Origin of the sequence: Thalassovita sp. (assembly GCF_034670005.1) — a bacterium.
GTDB lineage: Bacteria > Pseudomonadota > Alphaproteobacteria > Rhodobacterales > Rhodobacteraceae > Thalassobius.
In genome coordinates, this window is the sequence record NZ_JAXMOH010000002.1 from 347,161 (window position 1) to 369,932 (window position 22,772).

A 22,772-nucleotide genomic window follows, 5' to 3' on the forward strand; every position below is an offset into this window, starting at 1 on the left:
TCCCGTTTTGTTTGAGCCGATGTAACCGTCCAAAGCGACGATCACAAGAGAAACGCAAGCCAAAGCCATGTTGCCGATCTGCGCAGAGCATCTGTGCGCAGGCTCCAGTGTTGCCCGCATCCTCCCCGGATTACATCTCATCAGACCCTGAAATCCGAAAGGACCCGCTCTCATGCAGAACACAGAAGCTCATTATGGTGTGATCGCACGCAGCTTTCACTGGCTGACCGCCCTGCTGATCTTCAGCGCCTTCCCGCTGGGCTTTATCGCCGAAGAAATGTCAGAATCCCTGCGCAGCGGCGACACGAATGTTAATCTCGACACCGTTGTTACTCTGTTTTCCCTACATAAAACCATTGGCATAGCAATTTTCTTCACGGCTTCGGCGCGGGTGATCTGGGCCCTGATCCAACCCAAACCCAAACTGTTGAATGGCGATCACAAAACCGAAGCTCTGCTGGCCGAAACCGTACATTGGCTGCTCTACGGCTCGTTGATTCTCGTGCCGCTCAGCGGATGGATTCATCATGCCGCCACAACCGGATTCGCGCCGATCTGGTGGCCCTTCGGTCAGGGCCTGCCGCTGGTGCCGCAATCGCAGACGCTGTCCGGCCTGGCCTCCGATCTGCATTTCCTGCTGATGCTGGTTCTGGCGACCTCCATCGCGTTGCATGTCGCAGGCGCGCTGAAACACCATGTAATAGACAAAGACGCCACCCTGCGCCGGATGATATCAGGTCATACCGACATCTCTCCCAGCAAAACCCAACCCTCTCACATACTTGCAGCCGCTTCCGCAGCTGTGATTTGGGTCGGGGTTTTGGCCGCAGGCACCGCGTCGGGTCTGGTTGCTTTGCCCGATCCGGCGCAAAACAACCCCGCTCCGCAACAAACCGCAGGGGCGTGGCAGGTCTCGACCGGTACGCTGAACCTGTCGATCACCCAGATGGGGGCGCAGGTCGCCGGAACCTTTACCGGCTGGAGCGCACAGATCGACTATGATGACACCGCCGCCACCGCGCAGAAGGGTCAGATTGATGTCACCATCCCGATTGCCGGGCTCCAGCTCGGCTCGGTTTCGGATCAGGCCATGGGACCGGATTACTTCGACGCCGACAAGTATCCAACCGCACAGTATCAGGCCGCGCTGATCGAAGAAAACGGCACCCTGACCGCGCAGGGACAGTTAAGCATCAAGGGAAACACCGTTGATCTGTCTTTCCCCGTTACATTGGACCTCGATGGAAATACGGCTCATGCGCAGGGCAAATTCCGGCTCGACCGCCGCGCCTTCTCACTTGGCGACGGCATCGGTGACGCGTCTACGCTGGGCTTTGACGTCGATCTGTCCTTCGACCTGACCGCCACCCGGTAGCCCCATTGCACACACCCGCGCTCTGGAACGGCGCAATCAACTATAAAAAACGCCGCCGGGATATTCCCAGCGGCGTTTTTCATTTCATGACGTTGTAAACCGGATCAATCGGCTTTCATCGCCTCGATCGAGATTTTCAGGTCAACTTCGTCGCTGACATAAGGCGCGAATTTGCCCAGAGCGTAGTCGCTGCGCACCAGGGTGGTCGTGGCGTCGAACCCGGCCCAGGGTTTGCCCGCCATCGGGTGATCCCCCTTCTGGTTCAGCTTGGCATCCAGAACCACCGATTTGGTGATCCCGTTCAGGGTCAGGTCACCGGTGATCTTGGCGGTGGCGTCGCCCGTTACTTCGATTGCTGTCGAGGTAAAGCTGACCATTTCGTCATCCGTTGCAGCAAAGAAATCGGGCGACATGAAATGCCCGAACCGTTCGGCCCAGCCGGTGATCATTGATTTCACCGGCATCGACACCGTTACCGAAGACGCGGCCGGATCGGCTTCGTCGAACTGGATCTCGCCCTCGAACCCCGAAAACATGCCGTAGCTGGTCGAATAGCCCAGATGATTATAGCTGAAAAGAATTTGGCTGTGACTTGAGTCCAGCACGTATTTGACCGGCTCGGCGGCGGCAAGGCCAGCGCTCAGAACAAGCGCAGCTGCGCCTGCAAATAGGGTCGTTTTCATGGATGAGGTCTCCTGTGTTCATCACCAGATCAGATGATGGCAATGTGACCTCTCTGTGCGGCGCGGCAATTCCGGACCACTCCACACAATCTGTTGGAAAATGAACAGCGTTACGCCCTTGCCGCACCAAAACAATCCGCAATACGGTCGCACGCTGCCTCGGGGATGTTTCCGGCAAGCGCCACATGCAGGACTTCACCGCCATGCGCGCGCGCAATCAAACGGTTACCATTCGCGTCAAGGCTTTCCAGATCGGCAAAGTCGAGGCTGCCGCGCAACCGTGCGATCCCGTCCGCGCCCCGCTCCATATGAAGCAGCCTTCCAGCGTTGAAATCGATGGCCAGCTCTTCCAAGCTGTCCCGCCGCCCCATGTGAAACAACAAAAACCCGATCCCGACGAACAGACAAGTCAACGCTGCGCGGATCGTGATCGCGTCCGGCCCGGACAAGCGCGCCGGCACCAGCCACAGGCCGAAGGCCGAAAGGCACAGCACCACGCCGACAAAAACAAACAAACCGCGCAGCAGCACCCCTGCCCGCCCTGCTCGCTCAGCCACTGATCCCAGAACCATGCCGTGATTGGTGATATCCATAGTGTAGCCTCCATCAAGCGTTCACTTGGATATTGCCTGCAGGTTTCAGGCGAAAATACGGCACGGATTGGGAACTTCTGGCACATCAGGGCCAGAACAACTCTTTCGGTTGCAACACAGCCATAACCATCGTATATGCCCGCATCCTTCCGCATTCTTATGTTTAACCGCGCAGTCTCTCGTGGGTGGGTCGCGGAAGGTTCTGACCCGTCCTTTGAAATGCGCCTGAAAATGAACAGGAGTGCACATGCCGCTTTACGAGCATGTATTCATCTCGCGTCAGGACTTGTCCAACACGCAAGCTGAAGGCCTTATCGAACATTTCGGCACCGTACTGGCGGACAATGGCGGCAGCGTCGTTGATAGCGAGTACTGGGGCGTCAAGACGATGGCCTACAAGATCAACAAGAACCGCAAGGGCCACTATGCCTTCCTGAAAACCGACGCCCCGGCGGCGGCAGTTCAGGAAATGGAACGCCTGATGCGCCTGCATGACGACGTCATGCGCGTTCTGACCATCAAAGTCGACGGCCACGAAGACGGCCCCTCGGTTCAGATGCAGAAACGTGACGATCGTGGCGACCGCCGCGAACGCCGTTCGTAACCCCAAGAAAGGAAGCTAACCCATGGCAGCTAAACCATTTTTCCGCCGCCGCAAAGTTTGCCCCTTCTCCGGGGACAATGCGCCGAAAATCGACTACAAAGACACCAAACTGCTGCAGCGCTACATTTCTGAGCGCGGCAAGATCGTGCCCTCGCGTATCACTGCAGTGTCGGCCAAGAAGCAGCGTGAGCTGGCCCGTGCTATCAAGCGCGCCCGCTTCCTCGCCCTGCTGCCCTACGCCGTGAAGTAAGGAGACGACCAAATGCAAGTTATCCTTCTCGAACGCGTGGCAAAGCTGGGCCAGATGGGCGACGTCGTCGACGTCAAGTCCGGTTATGCCCGCAACTTCCTGCTGCCCCAGGGCAAGGCCCTGACCGCATCGGAGGCCAACAAAGCCAAATTCGATGCCGACAAAGCGCAGCTCGAAGCCCGCAACCTGGAAACCCGCAAAGAAGCCGAAGCGCTTGGCGAAAAGCTGGATGGTCAGCAATTCGTCGTGATTCGTCAGGCCTCTGATGGCGGCAACCTTTACGGCTCTGTCACCACCCGTGACGCCGCTGATGTCGCCACTGCCGGTGGCTACTCGGTCGACCGCAAACAGGTCGTCATCCCGACCCCGATCAAAGAACTGGGTCTGCACGCGGTTGACATCACCCTGCACCCCGAAGTTCAGATCCAGATCGAACTGAACGTTGCACGTTCGCAAGAAGAAGCGGAACTGCAAGCCTCGGGCAAGTCGATTCAGGAACTGGCCGCCGAAGCCGAAGCCGAAGCTGAATTCGAAATCTCCGAATTGTTCGACGATATCGGATCGGCCGCAGAGGACGACGATCTGGGCCTGTCGCCGGCTTCCGACGAAACCGACGAAGACACCACCGAAGAATAATTCAAACGGTTGCTTTGAATGCAGGAACTGCGCGGAAATCCGCGCAGTTCTTTTTTTGTTCAGGGGCGATTGCCTCATGATCGAATTTGCGTCATGCTCACTTGGCGTAACTTTTAGTTGTTGTCTTCTTACCGTAGCACCAACCGCATCAAACACAGGCGGTGCCAGGCTCCGGCCCAATGCCAAGTGTTCTTGAGTGAAAACAACAGTCGTGATTTCGCTCTACGCATTGAGTACCCGTTGCTCTGGACACCGTCCGGCACAGTAAGTGAACGACTATGGACCTGATCGACCTCAGTTCGGTTAACGATGACGACCGTTTTCTTGATTTTCTCGAAAGTCTCTGCCTGTCTCTTGGCTTTGACTTCGCGTCCTATGCGACCACCAATATGGTCACAGGGGATGTGCAGGGATTCGCCAATTACCCTGACGAATGGAAAAACCATTACGCCAAAAAGGGTTATCACCGTCTGGATCCAACTCTCTATGTCTCGATGCAATCCATCGCGCCAGTAGATTGGGGGCGATTTTCACATGATGAAAAATTCAACAAGGTCTTCTCCGATGCGTTCGATTTCGGTATCACCGATCGCGGCATCAGCGTTCCGGTGCGTGGTCCCTATGGCGATTGCGGATTGCTCAGCGTGACCCGGAAATGTTCCAATACTGAGTGGGAAAAATTCAAACCCGAAGTTATCGGCGACCTGCAATTCGCCGCCGTGCACATGCATGATAATGTGATGAAATCCGGCCTGTTGCCCAAAGCCCTGTCTTTGCCCACGCTTTCAACCCGGGAAAAGGAAATCCTGCAATGGGTCGCCGCGGGCAAATCACAGCAGGATATCGGTGACATTCTGTCGATTTCGCACCGCACAGTCGAAGTTCACATCCGGTCTGGACGCGAAAAACTTGGCGCTTTAACCACGGCACAGGCGGTTGGCCGGGCGATCACAATGGGCATGATTTATCCCGGATAGCGTGTATTATTAGATTTTCAATACCCTTATAGGTCATACGGGAAACCCCTAATGGCCTAATGCATGTCATTTAGTTCAATTTAGATACAAATGACACACGGTAGGGGAACCACTCATGATCATCGTAATCGACGCACTGAATCGTCACTTGTTTTCAGATGTCTTAGCAGAAATGCACGCATTGCGGGCCCGCGTCTTCGCAGGCCGGCTCGGATGGGAAGTCAACGTAAAGAACGGGATGGAAATCGATCAGTTCGATGCCCTGAACCCGGCACATGTAGTTTGTCTGGATGACGATGGAGATGTTGTCGGCTGCATGCGGCTTCTTCAGACCACTGGCCCGCATATGCTGGCGGATGTGTTTTACAACATCCTCGACGGCGAACCGCCTCTGCGCAGCGCCCGGATTTGGGAAGCCACCCGTTTTTGCGTGGATACCGAAAAACTGAAAGGCACCACCAAGAACAATTCAATTTCCTATGTCACCAGCGAAGTGATGATCGGGGCCTTCGAATATGCCCAGCAGGCCGGTGTGCTCGACGCCATCGCAGTGATCGATCCGGTGATGGACCGGGTGATGAAACGGTCGCGCAACGCGCCCTACGACTACCTCGGCAGCGCCAAACAGATGGGCAAGGTCAGGGCGATGGCGGCGTTGATGGATTGTTCGGATGAACGGATCGAAGGCATTCGCGACTTCGCCGGCATCACCCAAAACGTATTCGCCACCAACGAAGAAGCGTTGGCCCTGTTCAACTCGGGCGTCCACACTCACGCGCATCACATGGCCGGGATTGCGCTTGAATCAGCTTACGATTTCGATCCGCAGCCAACAGCAACGCGCAAACCAACATTGGAGGAACTCCGCCTCTATTGTGAGGATCAGATCGCCAGCGCCACCAGCAAAGCGGACAAAGCCGCAGCGCATGCGCTTAAACTCGAACTGTCCGCCCTGCTGACAACCGGAACGCCCAAGCGCTGCGACGCCTGATCGTCGAAAACATAGCCGATCCCGCACTCACGGAACCGGACCACGAACCAGCCCCCGCCTTTGAAGCGGGGGCTGGTCGTTTCATGAACTGAAATCATCCCCTGCTGGCAACGGCAGCATACGGATCAGCCGTGAATCAACCACCGCCGCCTGCCGATGCAGCATCGCTTCGCGATATTCGGGGTCTTTCAGCATTTCGACAAACGCCTGCGGGCTGGGATATTCGGCGATGAAACACAGATCCCATGCCTTGTCCTTCGGCCCGATCACCATCTGCTCCATCTCGCCGCGCCAGATGATCCGCCCGCCCAGACGCAGGAACACCGGATGGCTCAGTCGTCCATAAGCCGCATAAGCTTCGGCCCCGGTCACATCGCGCCCGTCGGGATAGTCCGCCTTGTCGCGCAGCTTCACCAGATTAAGCATATTGATCGGCCCGGGCCGGTTATTGGCGCTGAATGCGTCAAAATCTTCTTTTGAAAAACTTGTGTAATCCATGCTGTCCTCCCTGCAATCAGGGTCAGCAAAGCCAACAGACGGCAGCAGGTCAATCTTGCCTGCCTTAAAACGTGGCGTTGAAAATGAAAAGGCCGCCCAAAGGGCGGCCTTTCCGACGTCCCAAAACGGAACGCTTATTCGTCTTCCAGCTCTTCAACGGCTTTCTGCAGCTCGTCCTTGCTGATTTCTTTGTCCGTCACCTTGGCCTGCTCGACCACGTGATCGACAACCTTGTCTTCAAAGAGCGGTGCGCGCAACTGCTGCTGCATCTGCTGGTTCTGCTGCACGAACTCAAAGAACTGACGTTCCTGACCCGGGTATTGACGGGCTTGGTTCATGATCGCCTGGGTCATCTCGGCATCGGTCACCTCGACCTCGGCCTTGCGGCCCAGCTCGGCCAGCAACAGGCCCAGACGCACGCGACGCTCGGCCAGCTTGGTGTGCTCTTCGGTGGTCTCGATCTTGTCGTGGTTGTGATCGTGCACCTCGGGGTTTTCTTCGTGCCACAGCTGATGCGCGATCTGATCGGCCTCTGCGGTGACCAGGCTCGGCGGCAATTCGAACGACACCAGTTCGTCCAGATTGTCCAGCAGCTTGCGCTTCATGACCTGACGTGCGGCACCGGCATATTCGGCTTCCAGACGCTCCGAAATCTGACCCTTCAGCGCGGCCAGATCCTCGGCACCGAATTTCTTGGCCAATTCGTCATTCAGTTCGGCCGCTTTCGGTTCCTTCACCGCCTTGATGGTGCATTCGAACACGGCCTCTTTACCGGCCAGGTTTTCCGCACCGTATTCTTCGGGGAAGGTCACGTTGACGTCTTTTTGCTCACCGGCCTTCACGCCAACCAGCTGCTCTTCGAAACCGGGGATGAACGATCCCGATCCCAGCACCAGCGGATAATCTTCCGCCGCGCCGCCCTCGAACGCTTCGCCATCGACCTTGCCGAGGAAATCGAACACGATCTGGTCGCCGTCCTTGGCTTTCGAGCCGGCCTTGCGATCGGCAAAATCCTGTGCGGTTTCGGCCAGCGAAGCCAGCGCTTCATCGACTGCCGCGTCATCGGCCTTGACCACCAGACGTTCCAGCTCAACACCCGAGAAATCGACTTCGGGAATTTCCGGCAGCGCTTCATAGGTCATGGTGACCTTCATGTCGTCGCCTTCTTTCCACTCTTCGGAATCGACCATCTGCACATCGGGCTGCAGCGCCGGACGGTCGCCGCTTTCTTCGAAATGCGAATTCATCGCGCCGTCGATGGTTTCCTGCATCGCTTCGCCCAGCAAACGCTGTCCGAACTGCTTCTTCAGCAGCGCCATCGGCACCTTGCCCTTGCGGAAGCCCTTCATTTCGACTTCGGGCTGAGCCTCGGCCAGCTTCTCGTTGACCTTCTGTTCCAGCTCGGCGGCCGTGACGGTAATCTCGTAACCGCGCTTCAGGCCTTCGTTCAGGGTCTCGGTGACCTGCATTTCTTCGTCCTTTCGGTATATTTCCTACGCAGCCCCCCAAAGGGGTGCCGGAATCTTGCCGTCTTCTAGGGGCTGAAAAGCAAGGGTGCAAGCGCGAATCCCGACTGAGCGCGCGATTCAAACCGCGCTCATATCCGCCCCGTCATCCCCTCGCCCGATATCCGCCCGCCCATGTGAAAAGATCACACCCTCTAAAATCGCAGATATTTCCAATCTTTCCACCGAAAGGAGATTGGGATTACGGACTCGCAAACATGGCAGGACCGATTACGGCAACCCCGTTTCAGCATTCTGCCAGCTTCCGGCACCTGCGATAGCAGCGCCGGCACCAATCGCGAAAATTTGCTGCTGATCACTACGTCGGGCTGCGGGTGCCCGCCTCAACGCTGGCGCAGGCGACGCAAAAAAACGCAGGGGGCCTCGTCTTGGGTTCGCGAATGGTTTGTGGCGGAGGGGACAAGACTGACGTCGAACCGTCTCCACTTGCAGGTCATTCCATTTGGTGGTCGAAGACTCTGTTCCACCCTGTTCTGGCGTCAACCGGAGCAGCCCCCGGCAATGCCCTCTGATGTCAGGTTTTGGCCACCTGCATTCAGTTTGGCGACCTCGGCTTCAAGCACGGCAATCCGCGCATCGCGCGCCGCGAGGGCTGCGGCAACATCTTCGGCCTCGAACCGCTGCGGAATATGCTGGGGACAGTTCTCATCCCAGGCGGACACCTTGAACAGGATCACCTGCTCGGCGCGCGCCTTGCAGTCGGCGGGCATAAGTTCCGCGAGCAGCCTGTCTTCCCCCTCGATGACTATCGCCGTTCCCCAGATCTTGATCCGGCGCCGGTTGGGGTAGTCGATCAGGAACAGGTAGGCCTTGGGGTTGTCCACAAGATTTCCCGTGGTGATGAATTGCCGGTTGCCGACATAGTCGACAAAGCCAAGCGTCTGCGGGTCGATCACCTTCAGGAAGCCGGCGGGACCACCCCGATGCTGGATATAAGGCTGCCCTTCGGCGTTGGCAGTCGCCAGAAACACGCTTGTTTGCCCCTCGATGAACGCTTTAAGGTCGATCGTTATTTCAGTGCGCCAGCCCCCGGCCTGTTCGAGATTGGCATAGGCCCGTCGCGAACCCTTGCGGGTCTGGATGTCCTTTACCGTCGGGGTGAAGGCGACATCGCTGGAAAAGAGAATGTCCATTCTATCCTCCCTATAGCCCAAGATCGTCGAGGCCGGGATGGTCGTCGGGGCGACGCCCCAAGGGCCAGTGGAATTTGCGGTCGTGTTCTCGGATCGGGTGCTCGTTGATGCTGGCATGGCGGGCCGCCATCAGCCCATCCTCGGCGAATTCCCAGTTTTCATTGCCATAGGCCCGAAACCATTGTCCGCTGTCATTGTGGTATTCATATGCATAGCGCACGGCGATGCGATTCCCGGAGACCGCCCAAAGCTGCTTGATCAGGCGATAGTCCAGTTCCCGAGCCCATTTACGGGCTAGGAAGGCTTCGATTTCAGCGCGCCCAACAGGGAATTCAGCGCGATTGCGCCAGCGGCTGTCCGGCGTGTAGGCGAGCGCCACTTTGGCCGGATCGCGAGAATTCCAGCCATCCTCGGCCAGCCGGACTTTTTCTCTGGCGCTGTCTTTGTTGAAGGGAGGAAAAGGGGGGCGATTCATTGATGTGTCCTTTCAATCCTGGGCCTCAATGGCGGGTGGCCGGATGGCGGCGTCCCGGCCACCGCGCTACGGCTATGCCGCGAGTTCGTCGGCATTCACCGTGGGGAAATCAATCTCGGTCTGTGCAACTTCGTTCAGGTAATTGGTCCAGGTGTTCAGCGCGACATGCAGCACGATCTCGATAATCTGGGCATCGTCATAGCCGGCATTGCGCACCGCGTGCAGATCCTCGGCACTGATGTGGCGGCGCTCGCCAACCAATTTTGCGGCAAAGCGAACGGCGGCGTCGGCCTTGGGATCATTCGAACGGCCAGCACGGTTGGCCGCGACTTCGGCCTCGTCGAGCTTGGCGAGATTCGTGCCGAGATAAGTGTGTGCCGAAAGGCAGTAGTTGCAGCCGTTGATCTGTGCCACCGTCAAAGCGATGCATTCGCGGGTCGCGGCAGGCAGGCGTCCTTTTCCGAGGGCACCGGACAAGCCGAGATAGCCTTCCAGGGCGGCCGGGCTGACGCTGGCGAGACGGAACAGGTTGGGAACAGACCCCAGCTGTTTCTCAACCGCTTGCAACAACGGCTGCGCGGCCTCCGAAGCGGCTGCGATGTTGGCGGGATAGGTAATACGGGACATGTGAAAGCCTCCTTGGGTTTTGGCCAGTCATTCTGGTCGAGCGATAGATAACGGCTGGTCCGTCCCGGGATAATCGGGTATTTTTGGCAATCATAATTCCATTTCTCGGGAGGGTGATTTGGACCGGTTTGATGCGATGTCCATTCTCCATGCGGTCGTGGAGACAGGGAACCTGTCGGCCGCAGGAAGGCGGCTCGGTGTGCCCCTCTCGACTGTCAGCCGCAAAATTTCCGACCTCGAGGCGCATCTCGGCGCGCGCCTGCTGATCCGGTCAACACGTAGCGTCAGCTTGACCGAGGTTGGCAAGGCATATGTGGTCGCGACCCGGCGCATCGTCGAAGACCTCGCCGAGGCCGAGCGGGCGGCGGCTGGCGAATATGCGGATGTGAAAGGGGAACTGGTGATCACCGCGCCCATCGTGTTCGGACGCCTGCACATTCTGCCGATTGTCACGGACTTCCTGCAGGCCTATCCGGAAACGGATGTGAAGTTGGTCCTTGCCGACAGGCTAGTGCACCTTGCGGACGAACACGTCGACATGGCCCTGCGTATCGCGACTCTGCCTGACAGCAGCGATGTCGCAGTGAAAGTCGGAACGATCCGTCGTGTGGTTTGCGCAAGCCCCAGCTATATGGAAAGGCGCGGGCGTCCGCAAAATCCGGCAGAGCTTGCCGACCACGATGTCGTGACCTTCTCGGCCCTCCCCCTATCCGAGGCCTGGACCTTTGGAAAAGGAGCGGCCGCCCGGCCCGCCTCACCCCACTCGCGCCTGACAGTCAATACGGCAGAGGCCGCAATAGATGCGGCCATCGCCGGCGTGGGCATGACGCGCGTGTTGTCCTATCAGATCGCAGAAGCCGTCCAAGCAGGACGACTTGTGACTGTCCTCGACGATCACGCTCCCGATCCGGTGCCTGTCAGTCTGGTTTATCGCGGTCAGGAAATGCTGCCACGCAAACTTCGGGCCTTCATCGATTTCGCGACCCCGCGCCTCAAGGCTGCCCTTTAGGGCTGCATGAGCGGCGATTCTTTAGTCGAAACCGCGTTCGTTCCGCCGACTATACGTTCGGGCACGCCAGCCAATAGGGTAACGCTCACCTGAGTGCTGGGCAGGCAGTTGGATTTCGGTTCCATTTGAATGTGGCGGAGAGACAGGGATTCGAACCCTGGAGACGGTCTCCCGCCTACACACTTTCCAGGCGTGCGCCTTCGACCACTCGGCCACCTCTCCGTAGGCGCTCTCATACAATCAGATTCCGGGTGTTTGCAACCCCAGTTTCACCGTTGCCCCGTTGTATCCCGGACGCGCATGGAACATAATTCCCGAAAATCCTGATTGCAGCCGGAAATTCCCCAGATATGAACCAATCCCCCCGTCGCCCGCCTCGTCCGCGCCGCCTGCCCGTTCAGGACCGGCGCAGCACGCAGCTCGACCGGGTGCAGACCGGCGCGCTGTTGATCATCGCCTTTGCGGTGGTGCTGTTTTTGCTGGTACAGGCGCGATTCCTGCTGATTTCTCTGGCCACCGCCATCGTGCTGTTTTCGCTGACCAGCGATGCGATCAATTTCATCGCCCGGCAACGGATCGGGCCGATCCGCATTCCAAATATCATCGCCTCGATTCTGGCGCTGATCCTGATCTCCACGGCGCTGCTGACCACCACTTCGATCATCCTCAGTCAGATCAACACGGTACTGACCACGACGTTGGCCTATGCCGAAAGCGCCCCCAAGGCGGTAGCGGCGATGTTCACCTGGTTGGGACAGGATGTGGAACAGGCGGTGTTCAAATCGGTCAGTTCGATCAATGTCTCGTCTTATCTAAGCACCGCGGCAAGCCAGGCCGGCAACCTGATGTCGGCTACGGTTCTGGTAATCCTTTTCGTCGGCTTCCTGTTCGCCGAACGGATCTGGTTTTCCACCAAGCTGGTGAATTTCGTCGGCGGCGACCCGGATCAGGCCGACCGGATCGGTCAGGTGATGAGCACCATCATCCACCGGGTCAACTATTACCTGCTGGTCAAAACACTGGTCAGCGCAGTCACCGGCGGCATGGTCTATATCATCGCGGAAATGTTCAAGCTGGAGTTGTCGGCGGCACTTGGCATCCTGACCTTCGTGCTCAATTACATCCCCAATATCGGGTCGATCGTTGCGACGGTTCTGGTCGCGCTGGTGACCTATGTGCAGATCGGCGAACCGGCCCCGACTGCGGTTATCTTTGTCATTGTCGGTGCAATCCAGTTCGTCAATGGCAGCATCATCGACCCGATGTTGATGGGCCGCGCATTGCGGCTCAGCTCGTTCGGCATCATCATCAATCTGGCATTCTGGGGGGCGGTCTGGGGTCTGCCGGGAATGTTCCTGTCGGTGCCGATCATGGTGGCGATGCTGATCATCTGCAGCCAGGTGCCGGAATTGCGCCCCATCGCCATCCTGCTATCGCGACAGGGGCTGCCCGAAACCCAGACAGAGCCCGAATACCCGCTGGATGATATTACGCATCCCGATATCGGTCCGAAAGACTGAGCCGGAAATCCCCTAATCGGGTCGGCCCAAGGGGGTCCGGGCGGCAGCTAGCCGCGGCCTCCGCCGCACATCCGATCGCGCTCAATCGTCCAGCAGCACCGACACCCGGCGGTTCTGGCGCCCCTTCTTTTCGATCTTGCCCAATACCAGACGGCCAATTTCCCCAGTCCGGGCCACATGGGTGCCGCCGCAGGGTTGCAGGTCGATCTGGGTCTCACCCTGACCGATCCGAACCAGCCGCACCCTGCCCTGCCCCATCGGCGGCATCACCGACATGGTTTTCACCAATCCCGGGTTCGCCTTCAGCTCATCATCGCTGATCCAGTCTTCGGTCACCGGCAGATCGCGGTCGACCAGATCGTTCAGCGCCGCCTGAACCGCATCGCGGTCCTCTGGTGCCTCGGGCATGTCGAAATCCAGCCGCCCCTTTTCCGCCCCGATACTGCCGCCCGATACCGGGAAAGCCAGCACCACAGACAGCAGATGCAGCGCGGTGTGCACCCGCATATGGCGGTGCCGCCGGTCCCAGTCGAGCGTCTGTTCGACCACAGTTCCCGGCGCTGGCAATGTGCCGGGTTCGGCGGGCACCAGCACGATGTCGTCGCCCTCGCCCTTCACCGTGGTGGCGATCGTCATCTCGCCACCGGGCCAGCTGATCCGCCCACTATCGCCGGGCTGGCCGCCGCCCGTGGCATAGAAAACCGTCTGGTCCAGAACGATCCCGCCTTCGGGCGTATGCGCCACCACCGTGCCGGGGGCGCTGCGCGTATAAGCATCTTCGCGAAACAACAGGTGGGTCATCAGCTTTCTCCTTCGGTGTTATCCCCGGGATCTCCGGCCTGCGCGTCGCCGCGCAGCGCTTCGGGATTTCGCAGCCAGATATCGCGCTGCGCAAAGGGGATTTCGATGCCTTCTTCGGCAAATCTGTGGGCTATCTCGTGATTCATATCGGATTTGACGATCAGGCTGAAATTCACGTCGCGCAGGATGGCGCGAATTTCGAAATCCAGAGAATCCGCACCGAACCCCTTGAACAAAATCCCCGGTTCGGGATGCGCCAACACCATCGGATGCGCCTGTGCCACCTCGGTCAGGATCTTTTCAACCCGGCGGGTATCGGTGCCATAGGCCACACCCACCGGCAGGATGACCCGCCCCACGGTATTGCCGCGGGTGTAGTTGGTCACTGTACCGCTGACCAGATCGGCATTCGGCACGATCACATCGGTCCTGTCGAAGGTTTCGATCCGGGTCGACCGGACCGAGATATCGCGCACATATCCCATCTGACCGCCGACCTCGATCCAATCGCCCTCGGTGATCGGCCGCTCGATCAGCAGGATAATGCCGGACACGAAGTTCGACACGATATTCTGTAACCCGAACCCGATGCCAACCGACAGCGCCCCGGCCACGATGGCGATCGAACTCAGGTCGATCCCAGCCGTCGTGATCGCGATCAGCGCCGCCACCGTCACCCCGACATAACCGACCCCTGCAACAATCGCGTTTTGCCCGCCGGGGTCGATTCGCGTCTTTGGCAGGACCGATCCCCGTAGCGCGCCCTGAAACACCCGGGTCACCACGTAACCGATGGCAAAGATCAGAACGAAGGTCAGGAAATCAGTTGGTGATATCCGCGTATTGCCCAACTGGAACCCTTCCAGGAACCGGCTCCATAATTCGGTCAGATCGGCCACCCGCGCGCCCCAGACAAGCGCCAGCAGCGGCAGCGCCGCCAGAAGCAGAACAAACCCGATCAGCACCGGCACCAAGGCTTCGCCGCGGTCTTCGCTGCGCGGCGCGACCAGCGCATACAGGTCCTCGATGAATTGCTGCAGCACCAGTACAAAGGCCAGAACGCCGATGGTCATCACCGTGGGATAGAGCAGCGCATCGGCAGCAGCGCGGTATCCGATCGCGGCCAGAACCGGACTGACGATCCCGACGACCAGCGCCCCCTGCGACAGGCCGCGCACCGCGCTCAGCCGGTAGCGCCCGGGCTCCGCTCCCTCTTGGGCTGGCGGAGGGGCCAAGCGGTTGCGCAGGAATCGCGCCATCTGGGTCAGTTGAACGCTAATCAGGACCGTAACGGGAAATTCCAGCACCGCAGAGGCCTCGGCGCTCAGCCCGGCAACTTCACCGAACAGCCTGATCACCGATCCCAGCACCAGTACCAGCGCCAGTAAATTTATATGTCGCCGCGCCGCAGGTCGCAGCCCCTCTTCCAGATCGAACGGTGTCCGCAGCGGCAGATAGGGAAACAGCCGGTCGCTGATCCACATCACCACCAGCAGCATTCCTCCCCAAAACGGAACCACCGCAATCAGCTGTTCGGCGCGCAGCCCGGCAAATCCACTCTGCTGCACCGCCGCCACCAGCAGCGACAGCCCGACCAGAGGCAAGACCACTTTGATCAAGGACAAAAGGAAGCCCAGAACATCCTTGCCGCGTTGCACCCGGCCCATCAGGTGCCCGGACAGCCGTGATGTCCACCGCCGGCCGCGCAGCATCAAAACCAGTCCAAACAGCGCAAACGGGACGATCACCAGCAAATTCTGGCGGAATTCGTACTGGCGCAATTCGTTGTTCCAGTTGGTCTCGACCTCGGCCACCAACACGATCAGCCCCTCAGCCGCATCCGACAGCGCCGTGTTCCAGTTCAGCGGGTTCAGCGGCGACGGCCCCAGACTGAGCAAAGCTTCGGTCTGACGGTCGCGGATGATCTGATCGATTTCGCTGATAACCCCATTGGCGCGGGAATAGGCTTCGGCGGCTGCCAGAACCGGGGCCTGCAACCGCGCCAGTTGCGCATTCAGATCGGCCCGTCTGCTGGCGATGTCGACGCTTTCGGCGCCATCCTCCGGCACCGGGCCCAGCACGTCCAGCTGCGCCTGCAACGTGGCAATGCGGCGGCCATGGGTATCCTGCGCCGTCAGGAAGCTTTCACGCCAGGTGACAATCTCGGCACGCAATTCTTCCAGCGCCCGATTCGACGCCTTACCCGCCTCGACCGCCGCCTCTGCGCGTTTGGCGGTGCTTTCCCAGACATCGTAATCGGGTGCGGTTTCGGAAACCGTCGCGCCCGTTTCCAACTGCGCCTGCCCCGGTCCTGCGGCAAATATCAGCCCAAATGCCAATACCAGCGCCAGACCTAACCGCAACAGATCGACCGCCCCCCGCGCCATGACTTTACGGTGTCTCGAAAACCGACGGCGGCGTCGGCAGGTCGCGGGTCAGCCATTCAGGCTGCGGCAGCCCCTTTTCGGCCAGGAATTGCGGGTTGAACAGCTTGGACTGATACCGGTTGCCATAATCGCACAGCACCGTCACGATGCTGTGGCCCGGTCCCATTTCGCGCGCCAGACGCATCGCCCCTGCGATATTGATCGCTGACGACCCGCCAAGGCACAGGCCCTCTTCCTGCAACAGGTTGAACACCACCGGCAGCGCTTCCTCATCTGGAATCTGATAGGCGAAATCGGGCGTGAAACCTTCCAGATTCGCGGTGATCCGTCCCTGTCCGATCCCTTCGGTGATCGAACTGCCCTCGGATTTGAAGTCTCCGGTCTTGTAATAGCTGTACAGCGCCGCGCCCATCGGATCAGCCAAGGCGACCTTGACCCCTTTCGGCTGCAACGCCATGCCGATTCCGGCCAGCGTCCCGCCCGATCCAACCGCACAGATAAACCCATCCACCTTGCCATCCATCTGATCCCAGATTTCCGGCCCGGTGGTTTCTATATGGGCCTGACGGTTGGCAATGTTGTCGAACTGGTTGGCCCAGATCACGCCATTGGGTTCCGTCTTGGCCAATTCATTGGCCAACCGTTCGGAATAGCGCACGTAATTGTTTGGATTCTTATAAGGCGCTGCTGGCACCTCGACCAATTGCGCCCCGGCCAGGCGGATCATGTCCTTTTTCTCCTGGCTCTGGGTTTCGGGGATGACGATGACGGTTTTGAACCCCATCGAGGCCCCGACCAGCGCCAGACCGATCCCGGTATTGCCCGCGGTCCCCTCGACGATTGTACCACCGGGTTTCAGCGTGCCCCTGGCAACCGCGTCACGGATGATGAACAACGCCGCGCGGTCTTTGACCGATTGACCGGGATTCAGGAACTCGGCCTTGCCGTAAATGTCACACCCGGTTTCCTCGCTCGCCCGTTTCAGACGGATCAGCGGGGTATTTCCGACGGCCTCGGCCAGATCGTTGGCAATGCGCATGTCATCAGTTCCTTTATCGTTCCCGATATGGTTTAGGCGGGCTTGGCCCGGACCTCAAGCTTCTGCGCGCAAACCATCACGTTTCCGTGCCAGCCAATTCAGCGCCAAGGCCATCGGCGTTACCCGGACCCGGCCCTGATCCAACATCTCCATCGTCGCGTCAAAGCTCAGGATATGACTTCGGATGTCTTCGTGCTCGCCCGCTATCCCGCCGGTGCCCGCCAGATGATCGTTCAAATCGGCAAGCCCAAGATAGATATGAAAAAATTCGCTCGAACAACCGGGTGAAGCATAACCGCGATGGATCGGGATCAGCGCCTTCAGCGCCAGCCCCGCCTCTTCCAGCGCTTCGCGCATCGCGCAATCCTCGGGGGTTTCACCGGGATCGACCCGCCCGGCGATCGGTTCGATCTGCCATGGGCTGTGGTCGCCGCGGGTCCACGGCCCGGCGCGGAACTGTTCCAGCAGCAAAACCGTGTCGCGGACCGGATCATAAGGCAGGACCAAAGACGCGTCGGTCGCCACGAAGGTCGCGCGCAACACCTCTTCGCTCAGACCGCTATCGAATTTCCGGAATTGCAGCCGCTGTTCCTCGACGGCAAAGTAATTGGCATAGGGCCGGGTCAGCGCGTGGCCGACCACATCGTCCTCGGTCAGTCCGCTCGGCGTTGCCACCGGGGTCTCGTCACGGGCATAGACCCAACTGGCGGCGCGGGCATGGATCATGCCATAGATCCCGCCCAGTTCCTGCGGGCCCTTCTGACCGCGATAGCCCATCACCTCATCCGCCGCGCGACAATTGATCCGGCCCCACCTGTCCGCCCAGCCGTCCAGATCGAAATCGCCGCCGGGCCGGTATTCGTTTTCCGGCGGCCACCAGATCAGCGCCTCGATCGGGCCGGTATCCGCTTCGACCCGCACCGGACCGCGGTCATAGCCGAAAACCTTTTCGTAAAAATCCAGCCGCTCCAGATCTGCCGCGTTCAGCCCGCGCAGCAACAGACCCTCCGCCGCCTCTCCCTCGGCGGCGAAAATCAGCGGAAAGGCCTGTCCCTCGACCAGACGGGCGCGATAACCCGGCAACCGCGCACGGATCAGCGTCAGATGATCCGCTCCGCGCCCCAGCACGGTTTCAAGCAGCGGCATATGGCGCAGCGTGCCATAGACAAAAATATCGGTCATGAAAGCGGCATCCCCAGAAACCAGGTTTATCGCCAGACGCTATTAATCACTTCGGCGATAATGGCAATCGCCACACCACCGGCGACCAGAACCAACGCCACACTCGGGTTCAACACCAACGCCCCGAATTCGGCGCCGATGCGAAACATATCCTCGATCCCCTTCAACGGGTCCTGATAGGCCCGGCGCATCGACAATCGCAGCATTTCGTTCAGGGCGTGAATGAACAATCCGAAAAACACCAGAGTAACAATCGCGGTAATGCCATTGCTGATCGCATTGACCAACCCAGCCCCCGCCTTGGCGCCGATCATCCGCCAGCCGATGATCAGACCAAGCGCTGAATTGACGTAGTTGAACCAACCGAAAACCGTGCTTTCCGGCATCAGGGGGCGGATCATTTCCGACACCAACCAACACAGGGCTGCCAGCAGTATCGCAGAAAACAGACGGGCAGCGGTCAACATCAGTCGGCGGGCCTTTGAATGGTAATCTGAGTCACGTCGCAGTTTCCGCCATGAAACGACCCCGCACAAGAGGTCAGGTAGAAATTCCACATCCGCCGGAACCGCTCGTCGAACCCAAGCGCCGCAACATCCTCCCAGCGGGCGTTGAACCGTTCATGCCAGCGCCGCAAAGTCTGGCTGTAACTTTCACCGAATTCGATCGAACCGATCTCTGTCAGTTTGGCCCGGGCGATTTCCCTGCGCAGCGCTGTCGCACTGGGCAACATGCCCCCCGGAAAAATATATTTCTGGATGAAATCCACGCCCTTACGATATGTTTCAAAACGTTTTTCCTGCAACGTGATGATTTGCAGCGTGGCGTTTTTACCCGGCTTCAGGCAATCGCGCACCTTGTTGAAATAGACCGGCCAGTATTTTTCACCCACGGCTTCGAACATCTCGATACTCGCAATGCCGTCATAATGCCCCGCCTCATCGCGGTAGTCCTGCAACTTCAGCTCCACCAAGCCAGAAAGTCCAGCCTTTTCAATCCGTTCACGAGCGTATTTCAACTGTTCCTGCGAAATGGTCAACCCGGTCACACGCAGCCCACGTTCGCGCGCTGCATATTCCGCAAACCCGCCCCAGCCACAGCCGATTTCCAGCACGTGATCGCCTTCCTTGGCGCCCATCTGATCGACCAAAGAGGCATATTTCGCCTGTTGCGCCGATTCCAGACTTTCCTGTCCGGTTTCAAACAGGGCGCTGGAATAGGTCATCGTGTCATCCAGCCACAGGGCATAGAAATCGTTGCCCAGATCGTAATGATAGCTGATGTTCTTCTTGGCCTGTTTGCGGCTGTTGGAATTCATCAAATGGCGCATCCGTTCATAGGCGCGCACCAGAAACATGCCGGGAAAACCATCATACACGTCGTCATTGCCCGAATGCAGCAGGTCCAGAAAGGCCTGCAAATCGGGCGTATCCCACCAGCCATCCAGATAGGCGTCGCAAAACCCAAGATCGCCTTCGCGGATCAGCCGGGCGAAAGTGTCTTCGTTTTTGATCCTCAATTCGGCCACGTAGCCGGGTTCCTTGCCCTCGGCGCGGAAAACGCGCCCATCGGGCATCACGAAATCCAATCGCCCCCTTGCCATGCGCTTGGTGACGTCAAAGACCTGTGCGAAATAACGTGGCAGATTGCTCTGGTTTTCCGTCGTTGTCAGGATCATTCCGCTTTCTCCCCTCAGCGAACTGATCACAGGCTGGCAAGAAAATCCTTTTCTGGCAAGAAAATCATGGGTTTCTGCTAGAAACTACGGTTTTGATAGGCTGCAAGCGCCCGTTCGCGCCCCTCTTGGGGACTGACAATGGGCACCGGGTAGGTATCCTCGGCCCGGATGTGCCATGATCTGGGAATCGCCCTAAAGTAGGAAAGCGCGGTGTCGCTCGGCATCGCATCCCCTTCGGCGATCCATGCCTGTCGATAGCGCCCTTCGGGATCGAATTTCTTCAATTGCAGATCGGGATTGAACACCCGGAAATAGGGTGCCGCATCCGGCCCTGACCCCGCCGCCCATTGCCATCCCATCGCATTCGACGCCGGGTCCCAATCGGTCAAACAATCAGCAAACCAGTGCTGGCCGATCCGCCAATCGGTCATCAGGTGCTTGCTCAGATAGGATGCCACGATCATGCGGCCGCGATTGTGCATCCGCCCGGTGACATACATTTCCCGCATCGCCGCATCGACAAAGGCGATCCCGGTACGCCCTTGTTTCCATGCGGTTACATGGGGATGCTCTTCGTCCTGGTTCCAGGGAAAGTCATCCCAGCCCTGCCGCCAGTTCCGGGTCAGGATATGCGGCTCATGAAACATCAGATGATAGGCGAATTCGCGCCAAACCAGTTCCTTGAGGAACGTTTCAGCCCCCGCGACCCCGTCCTGCCACAGCGTCCGCGCCCGGTGCCAGATCTGCCGGGCACCGATCTCGCCACAGGCCAGCGCCTCGCTCAACCCTGACGTGGCGGGCCGCGACGGGATATCGCGGGCGGCGGCGTAATCGGGCAGACGGTCCTCACAAAACATCTCCAGCCGGTCCCACGCCGCCTGTTCGCCCAGCGAAAGATAGGGTCGCACCACCGCCGCGCCGCGCCCCATCCCGTGCCGTGCCGCCCAGGTTTGAATATCGTCCGATTCCGGCCAGATACCCGGCCCGCGCAACTTTTTGGGGGCCGGTGCGGGCGCCGCCACGTTCAGGTTCCGAACTGATTTCCAAAACGGTGTGAACACCCGGTAAGCGCCGCCGCTGCCCTTGGCCACGCTCCAGGGTTCGAAACACAGGTTTCCGGGAAAACTTTTCGCTTCGATACCAATGGCTTTCAAACCGCTCTTTACGTCAGTATCGCGGGCAATCTCATCGGGATGATAGGCCCTGTTCCAATAGACGCAAACGGCCCCTGTTTCCGCCACCAACTGGTGCAAAACCTGCGCCGCGGCCCCGCCACGAAACAGCACCCGGCCGCCGATCTGCCGCACAACCCGGTCGAAATGGGCCACGCCCAGTTTCAACCGCCAGTCCGGCGCCGCGCCCAAACCCTGAACGATCTCATCGGCAATGAAGACCGGAATCACCGGCCGCCCGCTTGCCGCCGCCGCCGTCAGCGCCGGATTGTCGCTCAACCGCAAATCCCGACGCAACCAGACCAGTACCGGCTTGTTATCGTCCATTCCTCACCGCCCTTGAAAACCAGAGTGTTCCAGGGGGTTATAGAACGCGTTCAAGCGCCTTCAACAGCTGCGCAATCTCGTCGGGGCTGGTGTAATGCACGAAACTCAGCCGCAGCACGCCCTGCTGTGGGTCGACGCCCATCGCCTGCAACGCGCGCACCGCATAAAAATCGCCTGCGCCGGCCATGATCCCCTGCGCGGCCAACGCCTCGGCGACCGGCATCGCGGGACGGCCCAGATCGACCGCCACCGTGGGGGCCCGCCCCTCGGCCCGGGCCGGCCCCAATAGTCGCAGATCATTGCGCGCCGACAGGAAATCCAGCACCGGCTGCAACAGCTTGACCTCGTGGCCACGCATCAGATCATGCACCCCCGCGCCCCGCTCTGTCGCGGTGCCGGTCAGACCGTGATGATCGGCCAGCAGGTCAAAATAATCCACCATCCCGGCGCAGGCCGCCACCTGGGCATGATCCGGCCCGGCAGGGGTGAAACGCTTATACAAAACCTCCGCATTGAAATAATGCCCCTGGTTTGGCAATTGCTCTCCCAGTGGCCGGCGGATCACCATAACGCCCTGATGCGGACCATAGGTCTTGTAGGACGAAAACAGATAGATATCCGGCCCCAACATGCCGACATCGGCAATGCCATGCGGCGCATAGCTGACCCCGTCAACACAGACAAAGGCCCCGGCCGCATGGGCCATTGCGGTGATTTCCACCACCGGGTTGATTTCGCCCACAACGTTGGAACAATGCGGGAAGCAGACCAACCGCACATTTTCATCCAACAGGTTTCCCAGATCGGCGGGATCAAGATGCCCGGTTGCCGGGTCAACCTGCCATTCGCGGATTTCGATCCCGTCCTCGGCCAAGCGCCGCCACGGGCCGGTATTGGCTTCGTGATCCTGATTGGTCACCACGATCGCTTCGCCGGGTTGCATCCATTGCCGGAAGGCCTGCGCCAGAACATAGGTGTTTTGCGTGGTCGACGGACCAAAGCTCAGCTCGTCCGCCTGCACCCCCATCAACGCGGCCAGTCGGGCACGCGCCTCGTCCATTTCCTCACCAGCAAGACGGCTGGCCAAATAGGGGCCATAGGGCTGCACCTTGCGCTGATGATAGAACCGGGTCAGCCGGTCGATCACCGGGGCACAGGTATAGGACCCACCCGCATTTTCGAAAAACGCCTGTCCCTGCAGGGACGGCTCGGCAAAAGCGGGAAACTGCGCCCGCACGAAATCGACATCCAGCTCCATTTCGACCCTCCGGCATTCAGCGCCAAAGCGC

The 22,772-nt window shown here is 59.3% G+C and carries 23 protein-coding genes and 1 tRNA gene; 8 read left to right on the forward strand and 16 right to left on the reverse strand.

Features of this window, described 5'->3' with window-relative positions; genetic code table 11:
• Positions 1 to 172 precede the first annotated feature (172 nt).
• Positions 173 to 1,375 carry a cytochrome b/b6 domain-containing protein gene (locus tag VOI23_RS05570; RefSeq protein WP_323782757.1) on the forward strand — a complete coding sequence of 401 codons (1,203 nt, stop codon included), beginning with the start codon at positions 173 to 175 and terminating at the stop codon, positions 1,373 to 1,375.
• 104 nt (positions 1,376 to 1,479) lie between these two features.
• On the opposite strand, the gene VOI23_RS05575 is transcribed toward VOI23_RS05570, so the two are convergent.
• Together VOI23_RS05575 and VOI23_RS05580 are read right to left on the reverse strand one after the other, a co-directional pair.
• On the reverse strand, positions 1,480 to 2,058 hold the full coding sequence (locus VOI23_RS05575; protein WP_323782760.1) for a YceI family protein: 579 nt from the start codon (positions 2,056 to 2,058) through the stop codon (positions 1,480 to 1,482).
• Between the two features lie 110 nt (positions 2,059 to 2,168).
• Positions 2,169 to 2,651, reverse strand: a complete 483-nt coding sequence (locus tag VOI23_RS05580; RefSeq protein WP_323782763.1) for a hypothetical protein — start codon at positions 2,649 to 2,651, stop codon at positions 2,169 to 2,171.
• Between the two features lie 247 nt (positions 2,652 to 2,898).
• Between VOI23_RS05580 and rpsF the strand changes: the two genes are divergently transcribed.
• The 5 genes from rpsF (at position 2,899) to VOI23_RS05605 (ending at position 6,109) form a co-directional block, all read left to right on the forward strand.
• Positions 2,899 to 3,255, forward strand: coding sequence for a 30S ribosomal protein S6 (gene rpsF, locus VOI23_RS05585; protein ID WP_323782766.1), 357 nt, complete (start codon positions 2,899 to 2,901; stop codon positions 3,253 to 3,255).
• Between the two features lie 22 nt (positions 3,256 to 3,277).
• Complete coding sequence (rpsR, locus tag VOI23_RS05590; protein WP_008328567.1) at positions 3,278 to 3,505, forward strand: 30S ribosomal protein S18; 228 nt, start codon at positions 3,278 to 3,280, stop codon at positions 3,503 to 3,505.
• 12 nt (positions 3,506 to 3,517) lie between these two features.
• The gene (gene rplI, locus VOI23_RS05595; RefSeq protein WP_323782786.1) at positions 3,518 to 4,141 is read left to right on the forward strand and encodes a 50S ribosomal protein L9; all 624 of its coding nucleotides are present in this window, start codon (positions 3,518 to 3,520) and stop codon (positions 4,139 to 4,141) included.
• Between the two features lie 278 nt (positions 4,142 to 4,419).
• Positions 4,420 to 5,118 carry a LuxR family transcriptional regulator gene (locus VOI23_RS05600; RefSeq protein WP_323782789.1) on the forward strand — a complete coding sequence of 233 codons (699 nt, stop codon included), beginning with the start codon at positions 4,420 to 4,422 and terminating at the stop codon, positions 5,116 to 5,118.
• A 115-nt stretch (positions 5,119 to 5,233) separates the two neighbouring features.
• Positions 5,234 to 6,109, forward strand: coding sequence for an acyl-homoserine-lactone synthase (locus VOI23_RS05605; RefSeq protein ID WP_323782792.1), 876 nt, complete (start codon positions 5,234 to 5,236; stop codon positions 6,107 to 6,109).
• Positions 6,110 to 6,190: 81 nt separating this feature from the next.
• Here the strand turns inward: VOI23_RS05605 and VOI23_RS05610 are convergent, their stop codons facing one another.
• The 5 genes from VOI23_RS05610 to VOI23_RS05630 form a co-directional block, all read right to left on the reverse strand.
• Positions 6,191 to 6,607 (reverse strand): DUF1330 domain-containing protein, encoded by a 417-nt coding sequence (locus tag VOI23_RS05610; protein ID WP_323782795.1) that lies wholly within the window; start codon positions 6,605 to 6,607, stop codon positions 6,191 to 6,193.
• 134 nt (positions 6,608 to 6,741) lie between these two features.
• A complete protein-coding gene (gene tig / locus VOI23_RS05615) occupies positions 6,742 to 8,076 on the reverse strand; it encodes a trigger factor (protein ID WP_323782798.1) in 1,335 nt (444 codons plus the stop codon).
• A 536-nt stretch (positions 8,077 to 8,612) separates the two neighbouring features.
• Positions 8,613 to 9,266, reverse strand: a complete 654-nt coding sequence (locus tag VOI23_RS05620) for a pyridoxamine 5'-phosphate oxidase family protein (RefSeq protein ID WP_323782801.1) — start codon at positions 9,264 to 9,266, stop codon at positions 8,613 to 8,615.
• A gap of 10 nt (positions 9,267 to 9,276) precedes the next feature.
• The gene (locus VOI23_RS05625) at positions 9,277 to 9,741 is read right to left on the reverse strand and encodes a nuclear transport factor 2 family protein (protein ID WP_323782804.1); all 465 of its coding nucleotides are present in this window, start codon (positions 9,739 to 9,741) and stop codon (positions 9,277 to 9,279) included.
• 72 nt (positions 9,742 to 9,813) lie between these two features.
• A complete protein-coding gene (locus VOI23_RS05630) occupies positions 9,814 to 10,368 on the reverse strand; it encodes a carboxymuconolactone decarboxylase family protein (protein WP_323782807.1) in 555 nt (184 codons plus the stop codon).
• Positions 10,369 to 10,486: 118 nt separating this feature from the next.
• Between VOI23_RS05630 and VOI23_RS05635 the strand changes: the two genes are divergently transcribed.
• The gene (locus VOI23_RS05635; protein ID WP_323782810.1) at positions 10,487 to 11,377 is read left to right on the forward strand and encodes a LysR family transcriptional regulator; all 891 of its coding nucleotides are present in this window, start codon (positions 10,487 to 10,489) and stop codon (positions 11,375 to 11,377) included.
• A 132-nt stretch (positions 11,378 to 11,509) separates the two neighbouring features.
• On the opposite strand, the gene VOI23_RS05640 is transcribed toward VOI23_RS05635, so the two are convergent.
• Positions 11,510 to 11,599: transfer RNA gene (locus VOI23_RS05640), tRNA-Ser, on the reverse strand.
• 128 nt (positions 11,600 to 11,727) lie between these two features.
• Here VOI23_RS05640 and VOI23_RS05645 point away from each other — a divergent pair.
• Entirely contained in the window at positions 11,728 to 12,897 is a 1,170-nt protein-coding gene (locus VOI23_RS05645; protein ID WP_323782813.1) for an AI-2E family transporter, read from the forward strand.
• Positions 12,898 to 12,978: 81 nt separating this feature from the next.
• On the opposite strand, the gene VOI23_RS05650 is transcribed toward VOI23_RS05645, so the two are convergent.
• The 8 genes from VOI23_RS05650 to VOI23_RS05685 form a co-directional block, all read right to left on the reverse strand.
• Entirely contained in the window at positions 12,979 to 13,698 is a 720-nt protein-coding gene (locus VOI23_RS05650; RefSeq protein WP_323782816.1) for an alanyl-tRNA editing protein, read from the reverse strand.
• Positions 13,698 to 16,085 (reverse strand): DUF3772 domain-containing protein, encoded by a 2,388-nt coding sequence (locus tag VOI23_RS05655; RefSeq protein ID WP_323782819.1) that lies wholly within the window; start codon positions 16,083 to 16,085, stop codon positions 13,698 to 13,700. Before VOI23_RS05655 ends, VOI23_RS05650 begins: the two co-directional genes overlap by 1 nt.
• A 4-nt stretch (positions 16,086 to 16,089) precedes the next feature.
• Positions 16,090 to 17,124 (reverse strand): cysteine synthase A, encoded by a 1,035-nt coding sequence (locus VOI23_RS05660; RefSeq protein ID WP_323782822.1) that lies wholly within the window; start codon positions 17,122 to 17,124, stop codon positions 16,090 to 16,092.
• Positions 17,125 to 17,178: 54 nt separating this feature from the next.
• Positions 17,179 to 18,306: a gamma-glutamylcyclotransferase gene (locus tag VOI23_RS05665; protein ID WP_323782825.1), complete on the reverse strand. Its 1,128-nt coding sequence runs from the start codon at positions 18,304 to 18,306 to the stop codon at positions 17,179 to 17,181.
• A gap of 26 nt (positions 18,307 to 18,332) precedes the next feature.
• Positions 18,333 to 18,773, reverse strand: coding sequence for a TrgA family protein (locus tag VOI23_RS05670; RefSeq protein WP_323782827.1), 441 nt, complete (start codon positions 18,771 to 18,773; stop codon positions 18,333 to 18,335).
• Entirely contained in the window at positions 18,773 to 19,984 is a 1,212-nt protein-coding gene (locus tag VOI23_RS05675) for a cyclopropane-fatty-acyl-phospholipid synthase family protein (protein WP_323782830.1), read from the reverse strand. The genes VOI23_RS05670 and VOI23_RS05675 overlap by 1 nt, the downstream gene beginning before the upstream one ends.
• A gap of 77 nt (positions 19,985 to 20,061) precedes the next feature.
• On the reverse strand, positions 20,062 to 21,483 hold the full coding sequence (locus VOI23_RS05680) for a deoxyribodipyrimidine photo-lyase (RefSeq protein WP_323782833.1): 1,422 nt from the start codon (positions 21,481 to 21,483) through the stop codon (positions 20,062 to 20,064).
• Positions 21,484 to 21,520: 37 nt separating this feature from the next.
• On the reverse strand, positions 21,521 to 22,741 hold the full coding sequence (locus tag VOI23_RS05685) for an aminotransferase class V-fold PLP-dependent enzyme (RefSeq protein ID WP_323782837.1): 1,221 nt from the start codon (positions 22,739 to 22,741) through the stop codon (positions 21,521 to 21,523).
• Positions 22,742 to 22,772 lie beyond the last annotated feature (31 nt).